Below are 16,113 nucleotides of genomic sequence, written 5' to 3' on the forward strand. Positions count from 1 at the left end.
TCGTCCGGCGTCCGGCGTCCGGCGTCCGGCGTCCGGTGGCCGTCGGGAAGCAGGGGGAGAGGTGCGTGGGCATGGTGGCCGACGAAGGGGCCGGCGCGTCCACGGACGAGCTGTTCGCGAGCGCCCTGGCCGAGATCGAACGGGACGACGAAGGGTACGCGCCCCACTTGCTCCTCCTGCACGACCGCCCCACCCAGGAGGTCTTCGAGCGAGCCGCAGGGCTGCTGGCCCACGACGAGCCGGGGCAGCGCGAACTGGGGGCGCGGGTCCTGCGCGAGCTGGGCCCCCGCGCCGCCGACGGCAGCCGGCCCTTCCGCAGGGAGACCATCGAGGTCGTCGTGGCGGAGCTGCCGAGCGAACCCGACTACTGGGTCCTCGGGCACATGCTCTCCGTCCTCGGCTACCACGAGGCCCGGGAGAGCCTCGACCTCGTCCTCGGTCACCGGTCGCACGCCGAGCAGGCGGTGCGCTTCGGGGTCGCCGCGGCCCTGCCCGCGCTGGCCGATCCCGAGCGCACGCAGGACCGGGTCGTCGAGGCCCTGCTCCAACTCGCCGAGGACGACGACGCGGCCGTCCGCTGGTACGCCCTGTACGCGCTCTTCCACGAAACGGTCGGCATCGCCGCCGCGGACCGGGTGGCCTGGGCCACGGCCCTGACCGGCCGGGGGAACCCGGAACGGCGGGAGGAACTGCGCCATCTCGCCACGACCCTCGACGAGCCCGTCGACCCGGCCCTGCGCGTGGCCCTCGGCGGCCCCGGCATTGGGTACGCTCGCGGTTGACTTCGCGGCCTAGGCACGGGCTGAAAGCGCCGCCGGCAGGGGATGGGTTGATCATGGGCAGTACGCCTTCGGCAGAGTTCTTCCAACCGCTCAAGGCGGACGACCCGGTCGTGGTGGGCGGTTACCGCCTCGCCGCGGTGCTGGGCGCGGGCGGCATGGGCAAGGTGTACCTCTCGTACACGCCCGGTGGTCGCCCCATCGCCCTCAAGGTGATCCGGGCGGAGTTCGGCGAAGACCCCGAGTTCCGGCGGCGCTTCCAGCAGGAAGTGCGCTCCGCCGAGCGGGTGCAGGGCCTGTACACGGCCCCGGTCATCGACTCGGACACCGAGGGCGATCAGCCCTGGCTGGCCACGGCCTACGTGCCCGGCCCCTCGCTCGCGCACGCCGTCGCCCTGAACGGGGCGCTGCCGCTGCGCAGCGTGCTGTTGCTGACCGTCGGGGTCGCCGAGGCCCTCCACGTCATCCACGGCGCGGGCATCGTCCACCGCGACCTGAAGCCCGCCAACGTGCTCCTCGCCGCCGACGGCCCCCGCGTCATCGACTTCGGCATCGCCCGGGCCGCCGACACCACCGCCCTGACCAGCACCGGCGTCAGCGTCGGCACTCCCGCGTTCATGGCGCCCGAGCAGGCCTCGGCCGGTACGATCACCCCCGCGACCGACGTCTTCGCGCTCGGCCAGATCATGGCCTACGCCGCGATCGGCGCCCCCGCTTTCGGTGACGGTTCGTCACATGCCGTGCTGTACCGCATCGTTCACGAGGACCCCGATCTCAGCGGGCTGCCCGAGGAGCTGCGGCCCCTGGTGACCCGGTGCCTCAGCCGCGACCCCGCCGCGCGTCCCGCGCTGACCGAGATCATCGAGCTGTGCCAGCAGATCTCGCCCGAACCGCTGCGGCAGGGGGAGGACTGGCTGCCCCGCGAGGTCGCCGGCTCGATCACCGAGCGGCTGCGACTCCCCGCCCCCGCGCCCACCCCGCCCCCGCAGCAGCCGCCCGTCGCGCCGACGCCGACCGAGTACTCCCCGCACACCCCGCCCCCGGGCGGCGCGCACCCGTACGCGCCCACCGGTCACGCGGTGGCCGCCGCGCCGACGCAGGCCGCGCCGGGCATCCCCGCGGCCCCGGGTCTCCCGCCCGGCTACCGGCCGCCGCCCGGCTACCAGACCTCGCCGCCCGGCTACCACAACCCGCAGGCGTACCGGCCGGGTTACCCCACCCCGCCGCCCACCCACCCGACCGGCTACCCGCCGGTCGCGCCGCGCCCCCGACGGACCGGGCTGATCGTCGTCGGGTCCGTCGTGGCCGCGATCGTCGGGCTCGGGGTCATCGGCTACCTGCTGCCGGACACCGGTAAGAAGGGCGGCGACGCGAAGTCCGGCGGCGGCGCGAGCGCGAGCGGCTCCTCGGCCTCGCCGAAGAAGCGGAGCGACCCGCAGCCCGCCTCGTACGAGGGCATCGACGTGACGGGGAACTACGCGGTGATGCTCGGCGACAACCCGCCGACCCCGGCCGAGGACCACGGCGGCGGCGTGATGTACGGCAAGGGCGACCTCTACTACTACAGCGACAGCATGTTCGGGGATGACAAGCTCGGCAGCGCCAACGGGAAGCTGGTCGTGCTGAACAACACGCAGAAGGGCTCGCTGGAGACCTGCCGCACCGAGACCCGCTACACCGAGAAGATCGGGCTCGACCAGCTCGGCAAGGGCACGCAGATCTGCGTGCTGAGCAAGGCCGGGCACATCGCCGTGGCCACCTACCAGGGCAAGTCGGGCCCGAACGACCCGAGCAAGTACATCACCGTCGACCTGACGGTCTGGCGCAACGCCGACGACCCGAAGGCGCGCTGAGCACAGGCGCGATGACCGGGGCCGGGCCGCGAGGGCGGGCCGGCCCCGGTCAGCCCCGCCCCGCGAGGGCGGGCACGGCGGCCCCGGCGGGCGCGAGGCGCTCCAGGAGTTCCAGGCGGCCGCGGGTCTCCTCGTCCAACGGCGTGTAGGTGATCAGCCGCGCACCGGTCGCCGGCCCGAGCCACAAGTTGGTGTGTTCGAGGCTGAGCAGTCCCACCAGCGGATTGCGGATGTGCTTCACCCTGCCGCCCTGGCCGACCACCTCGTGCCGCGCCCACACCTCGCGGAACTCCGCCGAGGCCGCCTCCAGCCGGCCCAGCAGCGTCTTCCAGGCGGGCTCGGCCAGGTGCTCCGCCATCGAGGCCCGGAACTTGGCCGCCATCACCCGGTTCACCTCCGCGCGGTCGACCACCGCCGCCCGCCAGTCCTCGTTCGTGAAGGCCAGCCACATGCAGTTGCGGTCCTCCGGCCGCACCCGGTCCATGTCGCACAGCAGCCGCCCGTACGTCGCGTTGTACGCCAGGATGTCGTAGCGGCTGTTCTGCACCACGGCGGGCACCGGGCCCAGCTGGTCGAGCAGCGCCCGCAGCGCGGGCGTGACGATCGGGCACGGTGCGTGCGGCGTCGGGTCCGGACTCCCGGCCAGCGCGAACAGGTGCGTCCGCTCGCTGGCGTCCAGCAGCAGGGCCCGGGCCAGGGAGTCCAGCACCTGCTGGGAGACCTGGATCTCCCGGGCCTGCTCCAGCCAGGTGTACCAGGTGACGCCCACGGCGGAGAGCTGGGCGACCTCCTCGCGGCGCAGCCCCGGGGTGCGCCGACGGCGGCCGCGCGGCAGCCCCACCTGCTCCGGGGTGATCCGCTCCCGCCGGCTGCGCAGGAATTCGGCCAGTTCGTGCCGGCGCACGTCCGTATCGGGGGCCACAGTGGTCATGGTCCCAGGGTGCCGCATCCCCCATCCCGTTTCCAGGTGCTCCTGGTACCAGGATAAAGAGACTCTGGTACCAGGCTCCCGGCAGGAGGATCGTCTCCGTCGTGAGCGACACGACGGTACGTACGACGACCCACCCCTCCCCCCGAGCCACCGCGCCGGACCCCTCGGGGCCCGCGGCGATGACCCCGCTCGGGCTGTTCACGGTGCTCCTGGGCGCCGCCCTGCCCCTGATCGACTTCTTCATCGTCAATGTGGCCCTGCCCGCCATCGACACCGACCTCGCGGCCGGTCCCGCCGTGCTGGAACTGGTCGTCGGCGGCTACGGCGTCGCCTACGCCGTCCTCCTCGTCCTCGGCGGACGCCTGGGCGACATGGCCGGGCGGCGCCGGCTCTTCCTGATCGGCATGGCGGCCTTCGGCCTCACCTCGCTGGCCTGCGGCCTGGCGCCCACCGCCTGGACCCTGGTCGGGGCGCGCGTGGCCCAGGGCGCCGCGGCCGCGCTGATGCTGCCGCAGGTGCTCGCCACCATCCAGGCCACCACCGAGGGCCCCCGCCGGGCCCGGGCGATGAGCCTGTACGGCGCGACCGCCGGGCTGTCCATGGTCGCCGGGCAGATCCTCGGCGGCGTCCTGGTCGCCGCCGACGTGGCGGGCTCCGGATGGCGCTCGGTGTTCCTGGTGAACGTACCGGTCGTGCTCCTCGGTCTGGTGCTCGCGGCCCGCGCGGTGCCCGAGACCCGCTCGGAGCGCCCCGCCTCCGTCGACGTGTCCGGCACCCTGCTGCTCGCGCTGTCCCTGGTGTCGCTGCTGCTGCCGTTGACCGAGGGTCGGGCGACCGGCTGGCCGCTGTGGACCTGGGTCTCGCTCGGGGTGTTCCCCTTCGCGTCCGCCGCCTTCTACCTCACCGAGCGCCGACTGGACCGGCTCGGCCGGGTCCCGCTGGTGCCGCCGAGCCTGTTGCGGCTGGACTCGCTGCGCCGGGGGTTGGTGATGGTCGTCCCCTTCTCGATCGGCTTCAGCGGTTTCATGTTCGTGGTCGCCGTGGTCCTCCAGCAGGGCCTGCGGATGGGGCCGGTGGCCGCCGGACTCGCCCTGGTGCCGATGGCGCTCTCGTTCTTCGCGGCCTCGCTCGCCGGCCCGCGGCTGGTCGCCCGGTTCGGCACCCGCGTTGTCACCGCGGGAGGCGTGCTCCAGGCCGTCGGCCTCGGCCTGCTGCTCCTGGCCGTGCTGCGCGACTGGCCCGACCTCGGCATCCTCGGACTCGCCCCCGGCGTCGCCGTCGCGGGCCTCGGCCAGGGCCTCCAGCTGCCGGTGCTGATGCGGCTGATGCTCTCGGACGTACCCGCCGACCGGGCCGGGGTGGGCGGCGGCGTCATGGTCACCACCCAGCAGTCGGCCCTGGCCCTGGGCGTGGCCACGCTCGGCAGCCTCTTCCTCGCCCTGACCCCGTCCCTGGGGATGCGCGACGCCCTCGCCGTCACCCTGCTCGTGCAGCTGGGCCTGGTCGCGCTGACGGGCCTGCTGAGCCTGCGGCTGCCGCGCGCCATGCGCTGACCGGACGGAGGATGGGGACTGTGATGACGGTCCTGGTAGTGGGCGTACCGGAGGGGGCTGAACTGGAGCGGCTGCGGTCGCGGATCCAGAGCAACCCGCACTTCCAGGTCATCTCCCACGCCCAGGTGCCCGCCGTCGCGCTCGCGCACGCCCGCGTCCTGCTCCCCGACATCACGGTCCTGGCGCTGCCCGGAGGTCCCGCGGGCGACCCCGAGCTGCTCGACGTCTTCCACGGGGTGCGCGCCCTGGACCCGCCGAGCGGAGTGGTCCTGCGCGCCTCGGCGGGCGCGGTGCTCGGTGCGCTGGCGGCGCGGGCCGAGGAGGGCGCCGTGCACGTGGTCCGCGAAGGGGACACCGACGGACTGATGCGCGCCCTGCGCACGATCGGGCTGCGCCGGGCCAGCTGCGACCCGGACGAGATGCCCTGACGCGGTGCGGGGAGCCGGGCCGCGGGCCTCTCCGGGACGTCCCGGGGGAGACCCGCGCGCCGGTCGGGAGGTCGGCCTCAGCCCGTCTTCGCGGGGCGCGAGCGGCCGAAGCGGCGTACGAGCGGGTTCTCGACCCAGGCGAAGAGCCCCCAGGACATCAGGACCGTCACCACGCCCACGCCCACCAGCATCGCCAGGGTGACCGGCAGCGAGTACATCCGGTCCTCGCCGAGCGCCCAGCGCAGCGAACACATCGTGATGTAGTGCAGCAGGTAGAAGGCGAAGGAGATCTCGCCCAGCCAGACCATCGTGCGGCCCCGGAACAGGCTGGTGCGGCCCTCGATGTCCGCGGTCGCCGTGGCCGCGATCAGCAGCACGATCGGCAGGATCATCGCGGCGCGCTGGCCGTAGAGGTACGGCACGTGGAAGGTCAGCCAGTACCCGCCGGCCAGCAGCACGCTCGACCAGATCATGCCGATGTTGCGCCAACGCCCGTGCTTCACCGCGAGCGCCACCAGGATGCCGAGGGCGAAGTCGACCATCCGGACCGGGGGCAGCACGTAGCTGAACCAGTACTGGGAGACCGAGCTCTCGTGACCGCTGGGGATCCGCGGGTCGCTCGGGAAGAGGGCGTAGGCGAGCGCGGGGGTGGCCACCACCGCGGCGATCGCCCCGGTGATCCAGTACTTCAGGTGGGCGGGGTCGACGCGCCGGAAGGCGCGCAGCAGCATCGGGAAGCAGAGGTAGAAGACCGCTTCCACGGCGAGCGACCAACTCGGGGCGTCCACACTGAAGTTGGTCATGTACTCGGGCCACCACACCTGGACCATGAACAGGTTGGCGACGGCGACGCCCGCGGAGGTGTAGTACATCGCGAACAGGGACAGCGCGAGCGCCCAGGTGACGAGGTAGGTCGGATAGATCTTGACGAACCTGCGCCGCCAGAACGCCGTCGTGGTGTCCCTGTCCCGGGCCGACCAGGTCAGCACGAAGCCGCTGAGCACGAAGAAGAAGGACACGCCCAGCCCGCCCGCCTGCGCGAACCAGCCGGCCAGCCGCTCCTCGGTGCCGTCGTCGCCCAGCAGTCGCAGCGGCGGGATGGGAAGGAAGGCGTGGTGGGCGAAGACGGCCAGCGCGGCGGGGAACCGCAGACCGGTGAGGGAGTCCAGCCGGGGAGTGCGGGGCCGCTGCGGTGCGGCGGCCTCCGTGGCGGCCTCCGTGGCGGTCGGTGCGGCGCGCTCGCGGGGAGCCGCCGCTCTCGTCCGCGATGGCGCAGAACCGGTGGCTATGTGGTCAGTGGCCATGGGGGCTTCCGTTCTGGGATGTGGTCCTGCGGTGCATCCGGCGTGGTGCGGCCGAGCCCTGAGGGGGAGGTACAGCGCTCTTTGTACCGGCGGCCGCTCGTGGACCACTCAAGAAGCCCGGCGTGGCCGGTTCCGCCCGTTGACCTCGGGTGCCGCACCTGACGAACCGGCCTTGACCTCAAGTGGACTTGAGGTCCTACGGTCGGGGACATGATCACCAACGAAGCCACCCCCACGGACCCGATCGCTCCGGCGACGACGACCGCCATCCCCGACCGTTACCGCACCGCGGTGGTGCCGCACGTCATGGTGTCGGACGCGGCGGCCGCGATGTCCTTCTACGCAGCGGCCTTCGGCGCGGTGGAGGAGTTCCGCCTCGACCGGGCCGACGGCGGGATCGTGCACGCGGAGATCCGCATCGGCGGCGCCGTGATGATGCTCGGCGACACTTCCGAGGGCCCGTTCAAGGCGCCCACGGAACTGGGCGGGACCTCGGTCGCGCTGCACGTCTTCGTCCCGGACGTGGACGCGCTCACCCGGACCGCCGTGGCCGCGGGCGCCGAGCTGGTGCGGGAGCCGCAGGACCAGTTCCACGGCGACCGCAACGTCATCCTGCGCGATCCGTTCGGACACCTGTGGGTGTTCCTGACCCACCTGGAGGACCTGCCGGAGGGCGAGTTGGAACGCCGGTTCGCCGCCGGCACCCACTGACCGGGCCGGCGCCCGCGCCGCGGGTCAGCCGGTCACACCCCGCGGCGCGTCCGTGACGGCCCCGGGGACGAACACCCGGGGCTCGCCGGTCAGGCAGGCGTGGCACAGGCAGCGCGCGGGGTGCTCGGAGCCCCGCCACCCCTCGGCGCGGTACTCGCGCGCGATCTCCTCCAGCGCGGCGGCGATCGTCGTCGCGCGCTCCTGGTCCCAGGCGGGATAGAGCCGCCTCGAGGCGTGGAAGCGCTCCAACACCCTGGGCGCGTGCACGAAGCGGGGCCGGAAGCTGTGCAGGTTCCGGGAGGCCATGTCGATGACGATCCACCGCCCGGTGTGCCGCTCCCGCCCGATGACGGTGACCTTGTCGCCGCCCGGACCCCAGTGGCCGGCGCTCACGTACACCTTCGCCCCGCCGCGGAAGGACTTCGTCCCGCGCCGCAGTTGTTGACCGCCGGCGCCGTAGCGCCGCCACCACACGACGTTCGCCGAGATGAGCCACACCGGCTCCGGTGCCCCGCTGGTCTCCATGCTCATCGCGTGTCCCCCCGGTACATGACGACGTGCTCCACGCGGTCCCCCCGTGGGCCCGCGTACGGTACCCACCGCGGGGCGCGCGGCGCGAGCGGATATCCGGCGCATCCGGCCGCGCGGGCGGCGAGCGGTCCCCGTAACTCCTGGGCTCACGCCGGGGGGCGGCCGATCGGGAGGAGGTACTGGAGGGGCTGGTCCAGGCCGTCCAGGCCGAACAGCTCGTGCGCCAGGTCGTCGCGGAAGCCGCCCAGCGGGGTCGTCGCCAGCCCCAGCGCCGATGCCGTCAACAACAGGGACTGCGCGAGGTGCCCGGCCTCCAACAGGCCCATCCGCAGCGCCCGCAGGCCGTACCGCCGGCGCAGCCGGCCCAGGTCCACGTACAGGCCCAGTACCGCCGGCGCCTCGTCCACGACCACGGCGCGCGGGTCGTCGGGCGGCGCGGAGGTGTACGCCGACAGCGCCGCGATCTCGTCGAGGGACGGCGCGTCCGCCACGCGCCGCAACGCCCGCCGGTCGGGCACGCAGTGGTAGGTGCCGGGAGCCAGTCCGTCCACCCCGAGGGCGAAGAGCCGCAGGCCCGCCGTGTACAGGGCCCCCGCGCTCGGGTAGGGGCGGTGCCCGACCAGGGGGTCGGCGCCCGTCGTGTGGCTGACGGCGTGGGCGCCCCACAGCAGCGCGCCGAGCCCGGCGGCCGTCAGCGGCCCCGTGAGCGAGCCCCGCACGGTACGCCGCCCCGCGATGGCGGCCCGCAGCGTGACGTCGGGCACCGGCCCGGCCGGGAGGCCCACTTCGGGTCCGGCGGGCAGCTCCTCCGCAGGGGCGTGGCGGGGGACGATCTCGTGCTCCCGGCCGATCCGGAACTTGCTCCGCTCCAGGTACTGGAGGTCGGGAGCGAGATGGCCCGTGGGGAAGTGGGAGGCCGGTTGCCCCGCGTCGAGGAGCGCGTGGGCGGCCAGCAGGCAGACGGCCCGCTCCTCGTCGGGGGCCGTGCCCAGCCGGTTGAGGAGGTCGTGCAGCCGCGCCGCCCACACCGCCTCCCGCGCCCGCGCGGCGCCGCCCCCGCCGCCCTCCCGCTCGTCCGCCTCCCGCACCGCCGCCGCCCACCGCGCCACCGGGCCCGCGGCGACGCCGCGCCCCAGCTCCTCGCGCAGGGCCGCGGCGCGCGCGGCGAGGCCCTCGCGCTGCGCGGCGTGGACCGCGTTCACCTGCGCGTGCACGACCGCCCCGGGCAGCCGGGTCACCTGGTGGGCCGGTGCCGCGCCGTCCGCCGGATCCGCCGCCGGCCCCGGGGGCCGTCCCGGCTGCCCGCGCAGCCACCGCGCGCTCTCGGAGCGGTCCATCCCCAGGGCCCAGGCCGTCGCGTGCGCCAGATCGGCGGCCGCCGCCAGCCGTCCGCTGCCGCGCCCCGTCACGGCGACCACCTCGACCGCGATCCGGGAGGCGCACGCCGCCAGCGCCTCTCCCGCCGCCTCGTCGGCCGCTGCCGCGCCGTCCGCGACCTCCAGGACCTCCGCGGCTTCCGCGACCTTCGGGGATCCGGCCAACGCCGCCGCCGCGCCCGGCTCGGCGCCGCGCAGCCGCACCCGCAGGTGCGGGCCGCCATGGTCAGGTCCGTCGTCCGCGCGGACGAAGGACCAGGCCGTGGCCGCGCCCGCACGGACGAGGCCGTCCAACAGCGGCGCGACCTCCCGCACGAGGAAGTCGTCGGCGGTTTCCGGCGCGGTCCGCAGGGAGAAGTGCAGGGCCGGCCAGGACTGTCCGGGGCCGGAGGTGGACGACGCCACGGCGGTTCTCCTCGGTGCTCGATGGGTCAGGGGAAGGGGTGCGGGTGCAGGGCCAGGTCCTCATGGCGCAGCGGAGCGGGGGCCCTGCCCAGCCGGTGGGGCACCTCCAGCAGCCGGGGCAGACCCCGGGTGCGCCGGTTCACGTGTCCGAAGGTCATGGGCAGCGCGCCGGGCACCACCGCCTTGGCGCCGTACAGTCCGAGGCGCTCGCGCACGCCCGCCTCGTCCTGGCCGACCACGATCACCTCCAACCCCGCCCCGGCCAGCCGCCGCACGGTCGTGTCGAGCAACTCCGCCAGGTCCGCGACCGGTTCCGGCGCGTCCGGCCAGGCATCGCGCCACGGGAGCCGGCGGTCGCCGCCGTCGACGGAGTCCAGGAGGAAGCCCAGCCGCGGTCGGGCCTCGGGCAGGGCGTACAGCGCCGTGTGGTCGGCCAGGGTCCGCACCAACTCGGGCTCCTCCAGCATCGGCAACAGCCGGGCCCGGCTGAACTCCTCCGGCTCCGCCCGCATCCGTTGCGGGGCGTTGAAGACGTTCGTCACCGCCTCCACCACCGCCCCGCGCACGGCCACCCGTGGATCGTGGTGCGCTCCCGCCGCCACGAACACCTGGGGGGCGGCCGCCCGTGGATCTCCGTACGCGGCGACCGCGATGACGGCAGGGATGCCGAAGTCGTTCGTCGCGTCGAACAGGTCGAGCCGGTAGCCGGCCGACTCCGCGCGGTCCGCCAGGTGCGCCACCTCCAGGTCGTCACCGGGCAGTGCGATCCGACGCAGCGGTGTGGTCCCGTACCAGGCCATCAGGAAGGCATCCCGCTCAGCGACCTCGAACAGGCCGTAGAGCGCAGCCTCTTGGGGGCTGTTGCCGAGCCCGCAGCCGCTGGAGCACTCGTAGACCACCCGCGCGCGCCCCGGGCTCGGGTCCCAGTAGGCAACGTGCTCGGGCACGGCGGTCACCCGGTCGCGGGTGAGCGACCAGCCGTGCACCCAGTCCAGGGCGAGCTCCGGGTGGTAGGCGACGCTCGACGACGCAGGATGGCCGTGGTGGGAGGGATCGGGCAGCCCCAGTCGCTCCGGGTCCACCGCGCGCTGCGGCCCCAACTCGGCGTAGGACGCGTGCAGTACGGTACGCCGGCCCTGCGGGCTCATCCCCGTGAGGCGTTCGACGGCCTCGAAGAGGGCCACCCGCTCGCTCGCGTCCCAGTCGCCCGCCCGGCCGTAGCCGCCGTCGCGCAGGTCCCGCCCGTAGGTGACGTACGCGCTGGTCAGGCTGTGCACCGAGTCCTCGGTCCGGGTCACCCGGTGGACGGGGCCGAAGCGCTCGTCGTACAGCGCGGCCCGCAGATCCTCCCGTCCCGTACGGTCGTTGGGGCCGCGCAGCACGGTGGGGTCCGACAGCGGTCGCGGTGCGCGGGGCGGACGGGCGGCGTCCGCGTCGTCCGGCGGCAGCGGCAGGCACACCGGGCAGCCCCCGACCGGGCGGAAGGCGTGGTCGGACCAGGTGGTGCGGCCGCTGTGCACGATCCGTACGAGCGCCCCCGATCCGGCGTCCGGGTGTCGCGGGTCCGCGTCCAGCATGCCGGCCGCCGACGCGGCGACCGCGTCGGCCATCGCGGGGGAGGGATTCCCGGCCAGCCGCAAGGCGGGCCCGTGCCAGGGCACCCGGCCGCCGATGGTGGCCAGCCTGCGGTACTCCGTGCAGGAGAGGCAGCCCACCGCGCCGGGCCGCAGCACGGGTCCCACCACGGTGACCGCGCCGTCGCAGCGGACCGGGACCAGCGTGACGGGGTGGGCGAGGGCGTGTCGGGACAGCTCGGCGGCGGCCTCCAACGTCCAGTCGTCCAGCACGACGACGGCCCGGCCCGTGGTGCGCGCCAGCGCGCCGCGGACGTCGAGCACGGTCACGTCGAGGGCGTCCAGGGCCGCCGCGAGGGCCGTGCCCGCGTGCGCGGAGGTCGTGTCCGCGGTGTTCGTGTGTGCGGTGTTCGTGTGCGCGGAGGTCGTGGTCATCACCGTCCGCCTTCCGGGTCGTTGGCGTGGACAGCGGTGTCGAGGGCGGTGAATCCGCATCCGCGCAGGGCGGTGAGCAGTTCCCGACCGCCGGGCCCGACGGGGATCCACGGGCGGGTGCGCAGTCCGGTGGCCTCGGTGAGGACGGCGTGCAGGGCCCGTTCGCGGCCGGCGACCCCGCTCCACCAGCCCGTCGTCCACCGCTCGTCCTCCCAGGGCGCCGGGACGACCCCGGCCGTCGCCAGCACGCACAACTCCCCGCCGTGCGAGGTGATCTGACGGTCCGTCCCTCGCGTCGTTCCGGCTTGTACGCGGGTCAGCGCGGCCAGCACCGCGAAGGTCGCGGCGTCCGCCGCGGTGGCTTCGACGGCCTGCCCGAGCAGTCGCCCGTTCCTCCTGTGGAGGTGCTCGTGCACGTCGGCCCGGTGGGCGCCCCCGCCGGCGACGAGCGGGGTCACGGTCAGCGCCGCCCGAACGCCCAGCCGGTCGGTGAGTGTGCGCCACCAGTGGCGGGCCTGCGGATGGTCCGAGCCGTACGTGTCCCAGGGCGCGGGCGGGGCCGCCGCGAGCCCCGGGGCCAGCGCGGCCCGGCGCAGCGCCCGGCCCAGCGCGTGCTCGGGCCCCGCGCCCACCACCGGCGCGGAGCCTCCCGGCCCCGGCCCCGCCCGCAGCTCGGCCGTGCGGCACAGGGCGTCGATCCGGGCGAGGTCCGCCCGTACGCCCCCGGACGTGATCCCCGCGCCGCCCGGCGCCGCGCAGTGGACCAGGGCCACCGGCAGCTGGGGCAGGGAACCCGCCTCGGGCGCCGGCAGCGGGCCGAGCCGTACGTCGCCGAGCGCGGCCACGGCCACCAGTGCCCGCGCCAGCGTCCGGGGTGCCGGGGCGGCGGCGCCGCCCCGGCCCAGCCAGGGGTGGTGGGCCGAGCGGGCGGTGCGCTCCTCGACGACCAGGGCGAGGGGGATCCGGGCCCCCGGCACCCGCCCGGCGGCGCCGACGGCCCCGTAACCGTCTTCGGCCGCTGCTTCGCTCCCGGCGTCCTCCTCCCCGGGGTCGGGCAGGCCGGCCACGGCCGCCAGCAGCCGTTGTACGGCGGCCCCGGCCACCAGCGCCGCGAGCTCGTCCTCGGGCATCGGCGGTGCCCCGGTCCCGGAGTCCGGGTCCGGGCCCCCGGTACGGCCGCGCCGCAGCCGGTCGGCGATCGCCTCGGTGTCCGCGCGCGCCGCCCCGAGCCCACCGACCGGTGTGACGAAAGCGGCGCCCGGGCGCACGGACGCCCCGACCGCCAGCACGCTCCCGTCCGCGCGGGCGGCCGAGAGCAGCACCCTGTCCGGGGCGCCGGCCGTCCCGGGGACCGCCGTGGCGGTGACCCCGGTCCGTGTCAGGGCCCGCCGGGCGGCAGCGGCCACGGGGGCACTCGGGTCGAGGGCGTGGACCTCGACGCGGGCGTCGCGCAGGGCGGCGGTGGCCTCGGCGGGCCGGTCGGCGACGGTCCGCAGCCAGCGCTCCGCAGCGCCGCCGGTGGGCGGCGCCGTCTCCTCGACCAGCATCCCGTGCAGGTCCAGTTGCTGGATCAGCGTGCACAGCGCGGTGCGCAGCGGTGTGCCGACCGGGGTGCGGTCGGCGAGGCCCGCACCGCCGTCCTCGCGCAGGGCCTCCTCCAGCATCCGCCACAACCCGGCAAGCGCGGGGCTGCCCTCCAGCGTGACGCTGGCGGACCACCCGCGCAGGTGCAGGCCCCGTGCGAGCGCGGTGGCCGTGACGCCCGGCCGCAGGCGACTCCGGCGCACCGCGTCCAAGGCGTCGGGCGGCGCGGCGCTCACGCGTCGCACCCCGCCCGGTAGGTCTCCACCACGACTTCGACGGCGCGCGCGGGCCGGTCCCGACCGCCCGGCCGCGGGAGGGCCTCCTCCAGCACCACCCCGTCAAGATGGCGGGCCAGCCACCGGTCGAGGCAGCGCAGGTGCAGGGCGTTGCCGAGGTCGACGAACTGCGGTTTGGGAACGGCCAGCCGGCTCATCGTGCGCCGCAACGCCCCGGCGTCCCCGTCACCGCCTCCGGCCGCCTCCCCGACCGCGGGGCCCTTCGCCGGGTGCAGGAACAACTGGTCCGGGACGCCGAGCAGGGCGCGCCAGCGGGCCGCGGCGGCGAAGGGGACTTCCCCGTCGGCGGCCAGGGCGGCCCGCAGGGCGGCGACCGTACCGCCGGTCAGCGTCCAGCGGCGCCGCCGCAGCACGAGGTCGCGGTGCCGCAGCCGGGGAGTGCGTACCAAGGGACCGCCCGGCACCTCGGTCACCACCTCGGGCACCAGCGCGTCGAAGGAGACGACGCCTTCGGGGTGGTCGTGGACCAGGGGTGCGCTGCGCGTGGTGAGCAGGCTGGGCACCAGCAGCCCCGGGTAGAAGACCTCCAGCGGCTCGCCGGTGGACCGCATCCGCAGCCGGACCTGATCGGTCGCCGGGTCGTGGAAGAGTTCCACGTCGGCCTCGTCGATCGGACTCCGCGAGTGCTGAGCGTCCTGCGCGTGCCGCGGACCGTACTCCTCGGAGACGATCTCGTCGGGCAGGAACAGCGGGTGCAGATTGGCGTTGAAGCCGCGTACGGGCCGGAACTGCGCGAGCCGGGCGTCCGGGGCCGTGGCCCGGTCCGCCTCCCGCGCGACCAGCTCGCCGGCGCGGGGGTCCACCAGGTCCAGGAAGCGGCTGCCGATCCGGCCCCAGCCGCCGTACACGTGGTTGAGGCAGAGCAGGCGCGTCCGGGCGTCGTACTGGAGGAAGTGCGCGTAGGACACGGGGCGCACCGCCGCCGAGCGGGGCAGCCGGCCGCCGAAGTCCGCCACCAGCTGCGGCGGCAGGACGACATCGGCGTCCGGGTCCGCCGCGCTCGCGGCGTGTTGGCGTACCGCCTCGGTGAACGCCCGTCGTAGCCGGGTCAGTTCGGCGGCTCCCGAGGGCAGCTCGACGGATCCGTCGTCCGCGCCCAGGAGCGCCGCGCGGGCGGTGTCGTCCCAGGCCGCGACCGACTCCGTACCGAAGTCCCAGACCGGGTGGCAGACCCCGCCGGGGCCGAAGCGGGCGACGAAGCGGTCCCGCAGGGCGCGGCGCATCACGTGCCCGAGGTCGAAGAGTTCGGCCAGCGCCGCCACTTCGCGCAGGGTGGCGTGGTCACCGTCGTCGAGGAGGCCGTCCGTGGGCGCCGGGCGGGCGGCCACGACGTCCTCCGTCAGCAGGGTCGGCGTCCGACCGCCTCCCGGTAGGGCACCGCCCGCCGCCTCCAACAAGGTGGTCCACCGCTCCCGCAGGACCGTCAACAGCCGCGCGCGTTCACCGGGGCCGGCCGCACCGAACTTCGCCGTGGCGTGCGCCACTTCGTCGACGAGCCCGGCCAGCTCGGTGTCCGTCCCGTCCGCCCCGTCCGTCCCCTCGCGCAGCCAGGCGGCCAGCCGCGCCAGCGGATCGGGCTCGTGCGGGCCCACGGGGGGCACCGGGACGAGGAGCCCGGCCGCGATCAGCTGCTCCACGTACGCCGACGCGGCCGCGAGGTCCCGCGGCCGGGCCAGCGCCGCCGCGAGCCGGGCGGGCGTGCGGGGCACCCGGCACAGCGCCGTCACCCGCTCCAGCGGGTCGCTCGCCGCGACCGCCACTTCGTCCTCGTCGGTGAGGACGAAGCGGCCGAAGGAGGAGGCGGAGCGGGTGCGCGCGAACACGGCCCGGCCGTCGTCCCACCGGGCCGGGCTGGCCATCCGGTGGGGGAGCCGGGCGCGCCGGCGCGGATCCGACAGCAGCGCCTCGCACAGCGCGGCCACCAGGGTCCGGCTGGTCCGTACCGAGGTGACGGTGGAGCCCAGCAGGTCCCGCTCCCCCCACTCGGCTCCGGGCGACCGCGGGACGGGCGCCGCCGGGGCGGGCGCCGCGTCGGGCAGCGGACCCCAGCCGACCGCGGTGAACCAGGACAGCGGGCTGGTCCTGGTCCCGGCGCGCAGGGCGTGGCGCAGCACCCCGGGCTCCTCCTTGCGCGCCCGCCGCCCGCTCGTCCCCGCGCCGGCGCGCTCCACCGCGGCCAGGAGGTCGGCGCCGCTGTAGGAGGCGGCGAGGGCGAAGGCCGGCTCCCGGCACTGGGCGCCCAGCGCCTCCCGCTCCGCGGGGGGGGGGGGGGGGAGGGGGGGGGGGGGAGGGGGGGGGGGGGGGGGGGGGGGGGGGGGGGGGGGGGGGGGGGGGGGGGGGGGGGGGTGTCCGT

Annotated in this window: 12 protein-coding genes; 5 read left to right on the top strand and 7 right to left on the bottom strand. The window is 75.7% G+C overall.

All coding sequences use genetic code 11. The annotated features are described in order from the left end of the window. The first annotated feature begins 71 nt into the window (after positions 1-71). On the top strand, positions 72-782 hold the full coding sequence (locus ACZ4UB_RS03995) for a HEAT repeat domain-containing protein (protein ID WP_468068070.1): 711 nt from the start codon (positions 72-74) through the stop codon (positions 780-782). A gap of 53 nt (positions 783-835) precedes the next feature. Then, complete coding sequence (locus tag ACZ4UB_RS04000) at positions 836-2,632, top strand: serine/threonine-protein kinase (RefSeq protein WP_468068071.1); 1,797 nt, start codon at positions 836-838, stop codon at positions 2,630-2,632. 49 nt (positions 2,633-2,681) lie between these two features. Here the strand turns inward: ACZ4UB_RS04000 and ACZ4UB_RS04005 are convergent, their stop codons facing one another. Then, on the bottom strand, positions 2,682-3,563 hold the full coding sequence (locus tag ACZ4UB_RS04005; protein ID WP_468068073.1) for a helix-turn-helix transcriptional regulator: 882 nt from the start codon (positions 3,561-3,563) through the stop codon (positions 2,682-2,684). 179 nt (positions 3,564-3,742) lie between these two features. Here ACZ4UB_RS04005 and ACZ4UB_RS04010 point away from each other — a divergent pair, with 179 nt between their 5' ends. Both ACZ4UB_RS04010 and ACZ4UB_RS04015 read left to right on the top strand, forming a co-directional pair. Beyond that, a complete protein-coding gene (locus tag ACZ4UB_RS04010) occupies positions 3,743-5,116 on the top strand; it encodes an MFS transporter (RefSeq protein WP_468068183.1) in 1,374 nt (457 codons plus the stop codon). Between the two features lie 23 nt (positions 5,117-5,139). Continuing rightward, positions 5,140-5,544, top strand: coding sequence for a hypothetical protein (locus ACZ4UB_RS04015; RefSeq protein WP_468068074.1), 405 nt, complete (start codon positions 5,140-5,142; stop codon positions 5,542-5,544). A gap of 77 nt (positions 5,545-5,621) precedes the next feature. Here the strand turns inward: ACZ4UB_RS04015 and ACZ4UB_RS04020 are convergent, their stop codons facing one another. Further along, a complete protein-coding gene (locus ACZ4UB_RS04020) occupies positions 5,622-6,848 on the bottom strand; it encodes an acyltransferase family protein (RefSeq protein ID WP_468068075.1) in 1,227 nt (408 codons plus the stop codon). Between the two features lie 210 nt (positions 6,849-7,058). On the opposite strand from ACZ4UB_RS04020, the gene ACZ4UB_RS04025 reads away from it, so the two are divergent. Continuing rightward, positions 7,059-7,559: a VOC family protein gene (locus ACZ4UB_RS04025; protein WP_468068076.1), complete on the top strand. Its 501-nt coding sequence runs from the start codon at positions 7,059-7,061 to the stop codon at positions 7,557-7,559. Positions 7,560-7,583: 24 nt separating this feature from the next. Here ACZ4UB_RS04025 and ACZ4UB_RS04030 read toward each other — a convergent pair whose 3' ends face one another. From ACZ4UB_RS04030 to ACZ4UB_RS04050, 5 genes are all read right to left on the bottom strand, one after another. Continuing rightward, positions 7,584-8,090, bottom strand: coding sequence for a hypothetical protein (locus ACZ4UB_RS04030; RefSeq protein WP_468068077.1), 507 nt, complete (start codon positions 8,088-8,090; stop codon positions 7,584-7,586). Positions 8,091-8,236: 146 nt separating this feature from the next. Next, a complete protein-coding gene (locus ACZ4UB_RS04035; protein ID WP_468068078.1) occupies positions 8,237-9,871 on the bottom strand; it encodes a SagB/ThcOx family dehydrogenase in 1,635 nt (544 codons plus the stop codon). A 26-nt stretch (positions 9,872-9,897) separates the two neighbouring features. Beyond that, on the bottom strand, positions 9,898-11,880 hold the full coding sequence (locus ACZ4UB_RS04040) for a TOMM precursor leader peptide-binding protein (protein WP_468068079.1): 1,983 nt from the start codon (positions 11,878-11,880) through the stop codon (positions 9,898-9,900). Then, positions 11,880-13,700, bottom strand: coding sequence for a serine/threonine-protein kinase (locus ACZ4UB_RS04045; RefSeq protein WP_468068080.1), 1,821 nt, complete (start codon positions 13,698-13,700; stop codon positions 11,880-11,882). Before ACZ4UB_RS04045 ends, ACZ4UB_RS04040 begins: the two co-directional genes overlap by 1 nt. Then, positions 13,697-15,931 (bottom strand): lantibiotic dehydratase, encoded by a 2,235-nt coding sequence (locus ACZ4UB_RS04050; protein WP_468068081.1) that lies wholly within the window; start codon positions 15,929-15,931, stop codon positions 13,697-13,699. The genes ACZ4UB_RS04045 and ACZ4UB_RS04050 overlap by 4 nt, the downstream gene beginning before the upstream one ends. Positions 15,932-16,113: the final 182 nt, after the last annotated feature.

The sequence above is a fragment of the Streptomyces sp. NPDC028419 genome, assembly GCF_055565515.1.

Bases quoted from the DNA above. Each gene is read 5' to 3' on its own strand.
- ACZ4UB_RS03995 (WP_468068070.1), top strand. From the start codon at position 72: ATGGTGGCCGACGAAGGGGCCGGCGCGTCCACGGACGAGCTGTTCGCG.
- ACZ4UB_RS04000 (WP_468068071.1), top strand. From the start codon at position 836: ATGGGCAGTACGCCTTCGGCAGAGTTCTTCCAACCGCTCAAGGCGGAC.
- ACZ4UB_RS04005 (WP_468068073.1), bottom strand. From the start codon at position 3,563: ATGACCACTGTGGCCCCCGATACGGACGTGCGCCGGCACGAACTGGCC.
- ACZ4UB_RS04010 (WP_468068183.1), top strand. From the start codon at position 3,743: ATGACCCCGCTCGGGCTGTTCACGGTGCTCCTGGGCGCCGCCCTGCCC.
- ACZ4UB_RS04015 (WP_468068074.1), top strand. From the start codon at position 5,140: ATGACGGTCCTGGTAGTGGGCGTACCGGAGGGGGCTGAACTGGAGCGG.
- ACZ4UB_RS04020 (WP_468068075.1), bottom strand. From the start codon at position 6,848: ATGGCCACTGACCACATAGCCACCGGTTCTGCGCCATCGCGGACGAGA.
- ACZ4UB_RS04025 (WP_468068076.1), top strand. From the start codon at position 7,059: ATGATCACCAACGAAGCCACCCCCACGGACCCGATCGCTCCGGCGACG.
- ACZ4UB_RS04030 (WP_468068077.1), bottom strand. From the start codon at position 8,090: ATGAGCATGGAGACCAGCGGGGCACCGGAGCCGGTGTGGCTCATCTCG.
- ACZ4UB_RS04040 (WP_468068079.1), bottom strand. From the start codon at position 11,880: ATGACCACGACCTCCGCGCACACGAACACCGCACACACGAACACCGCG.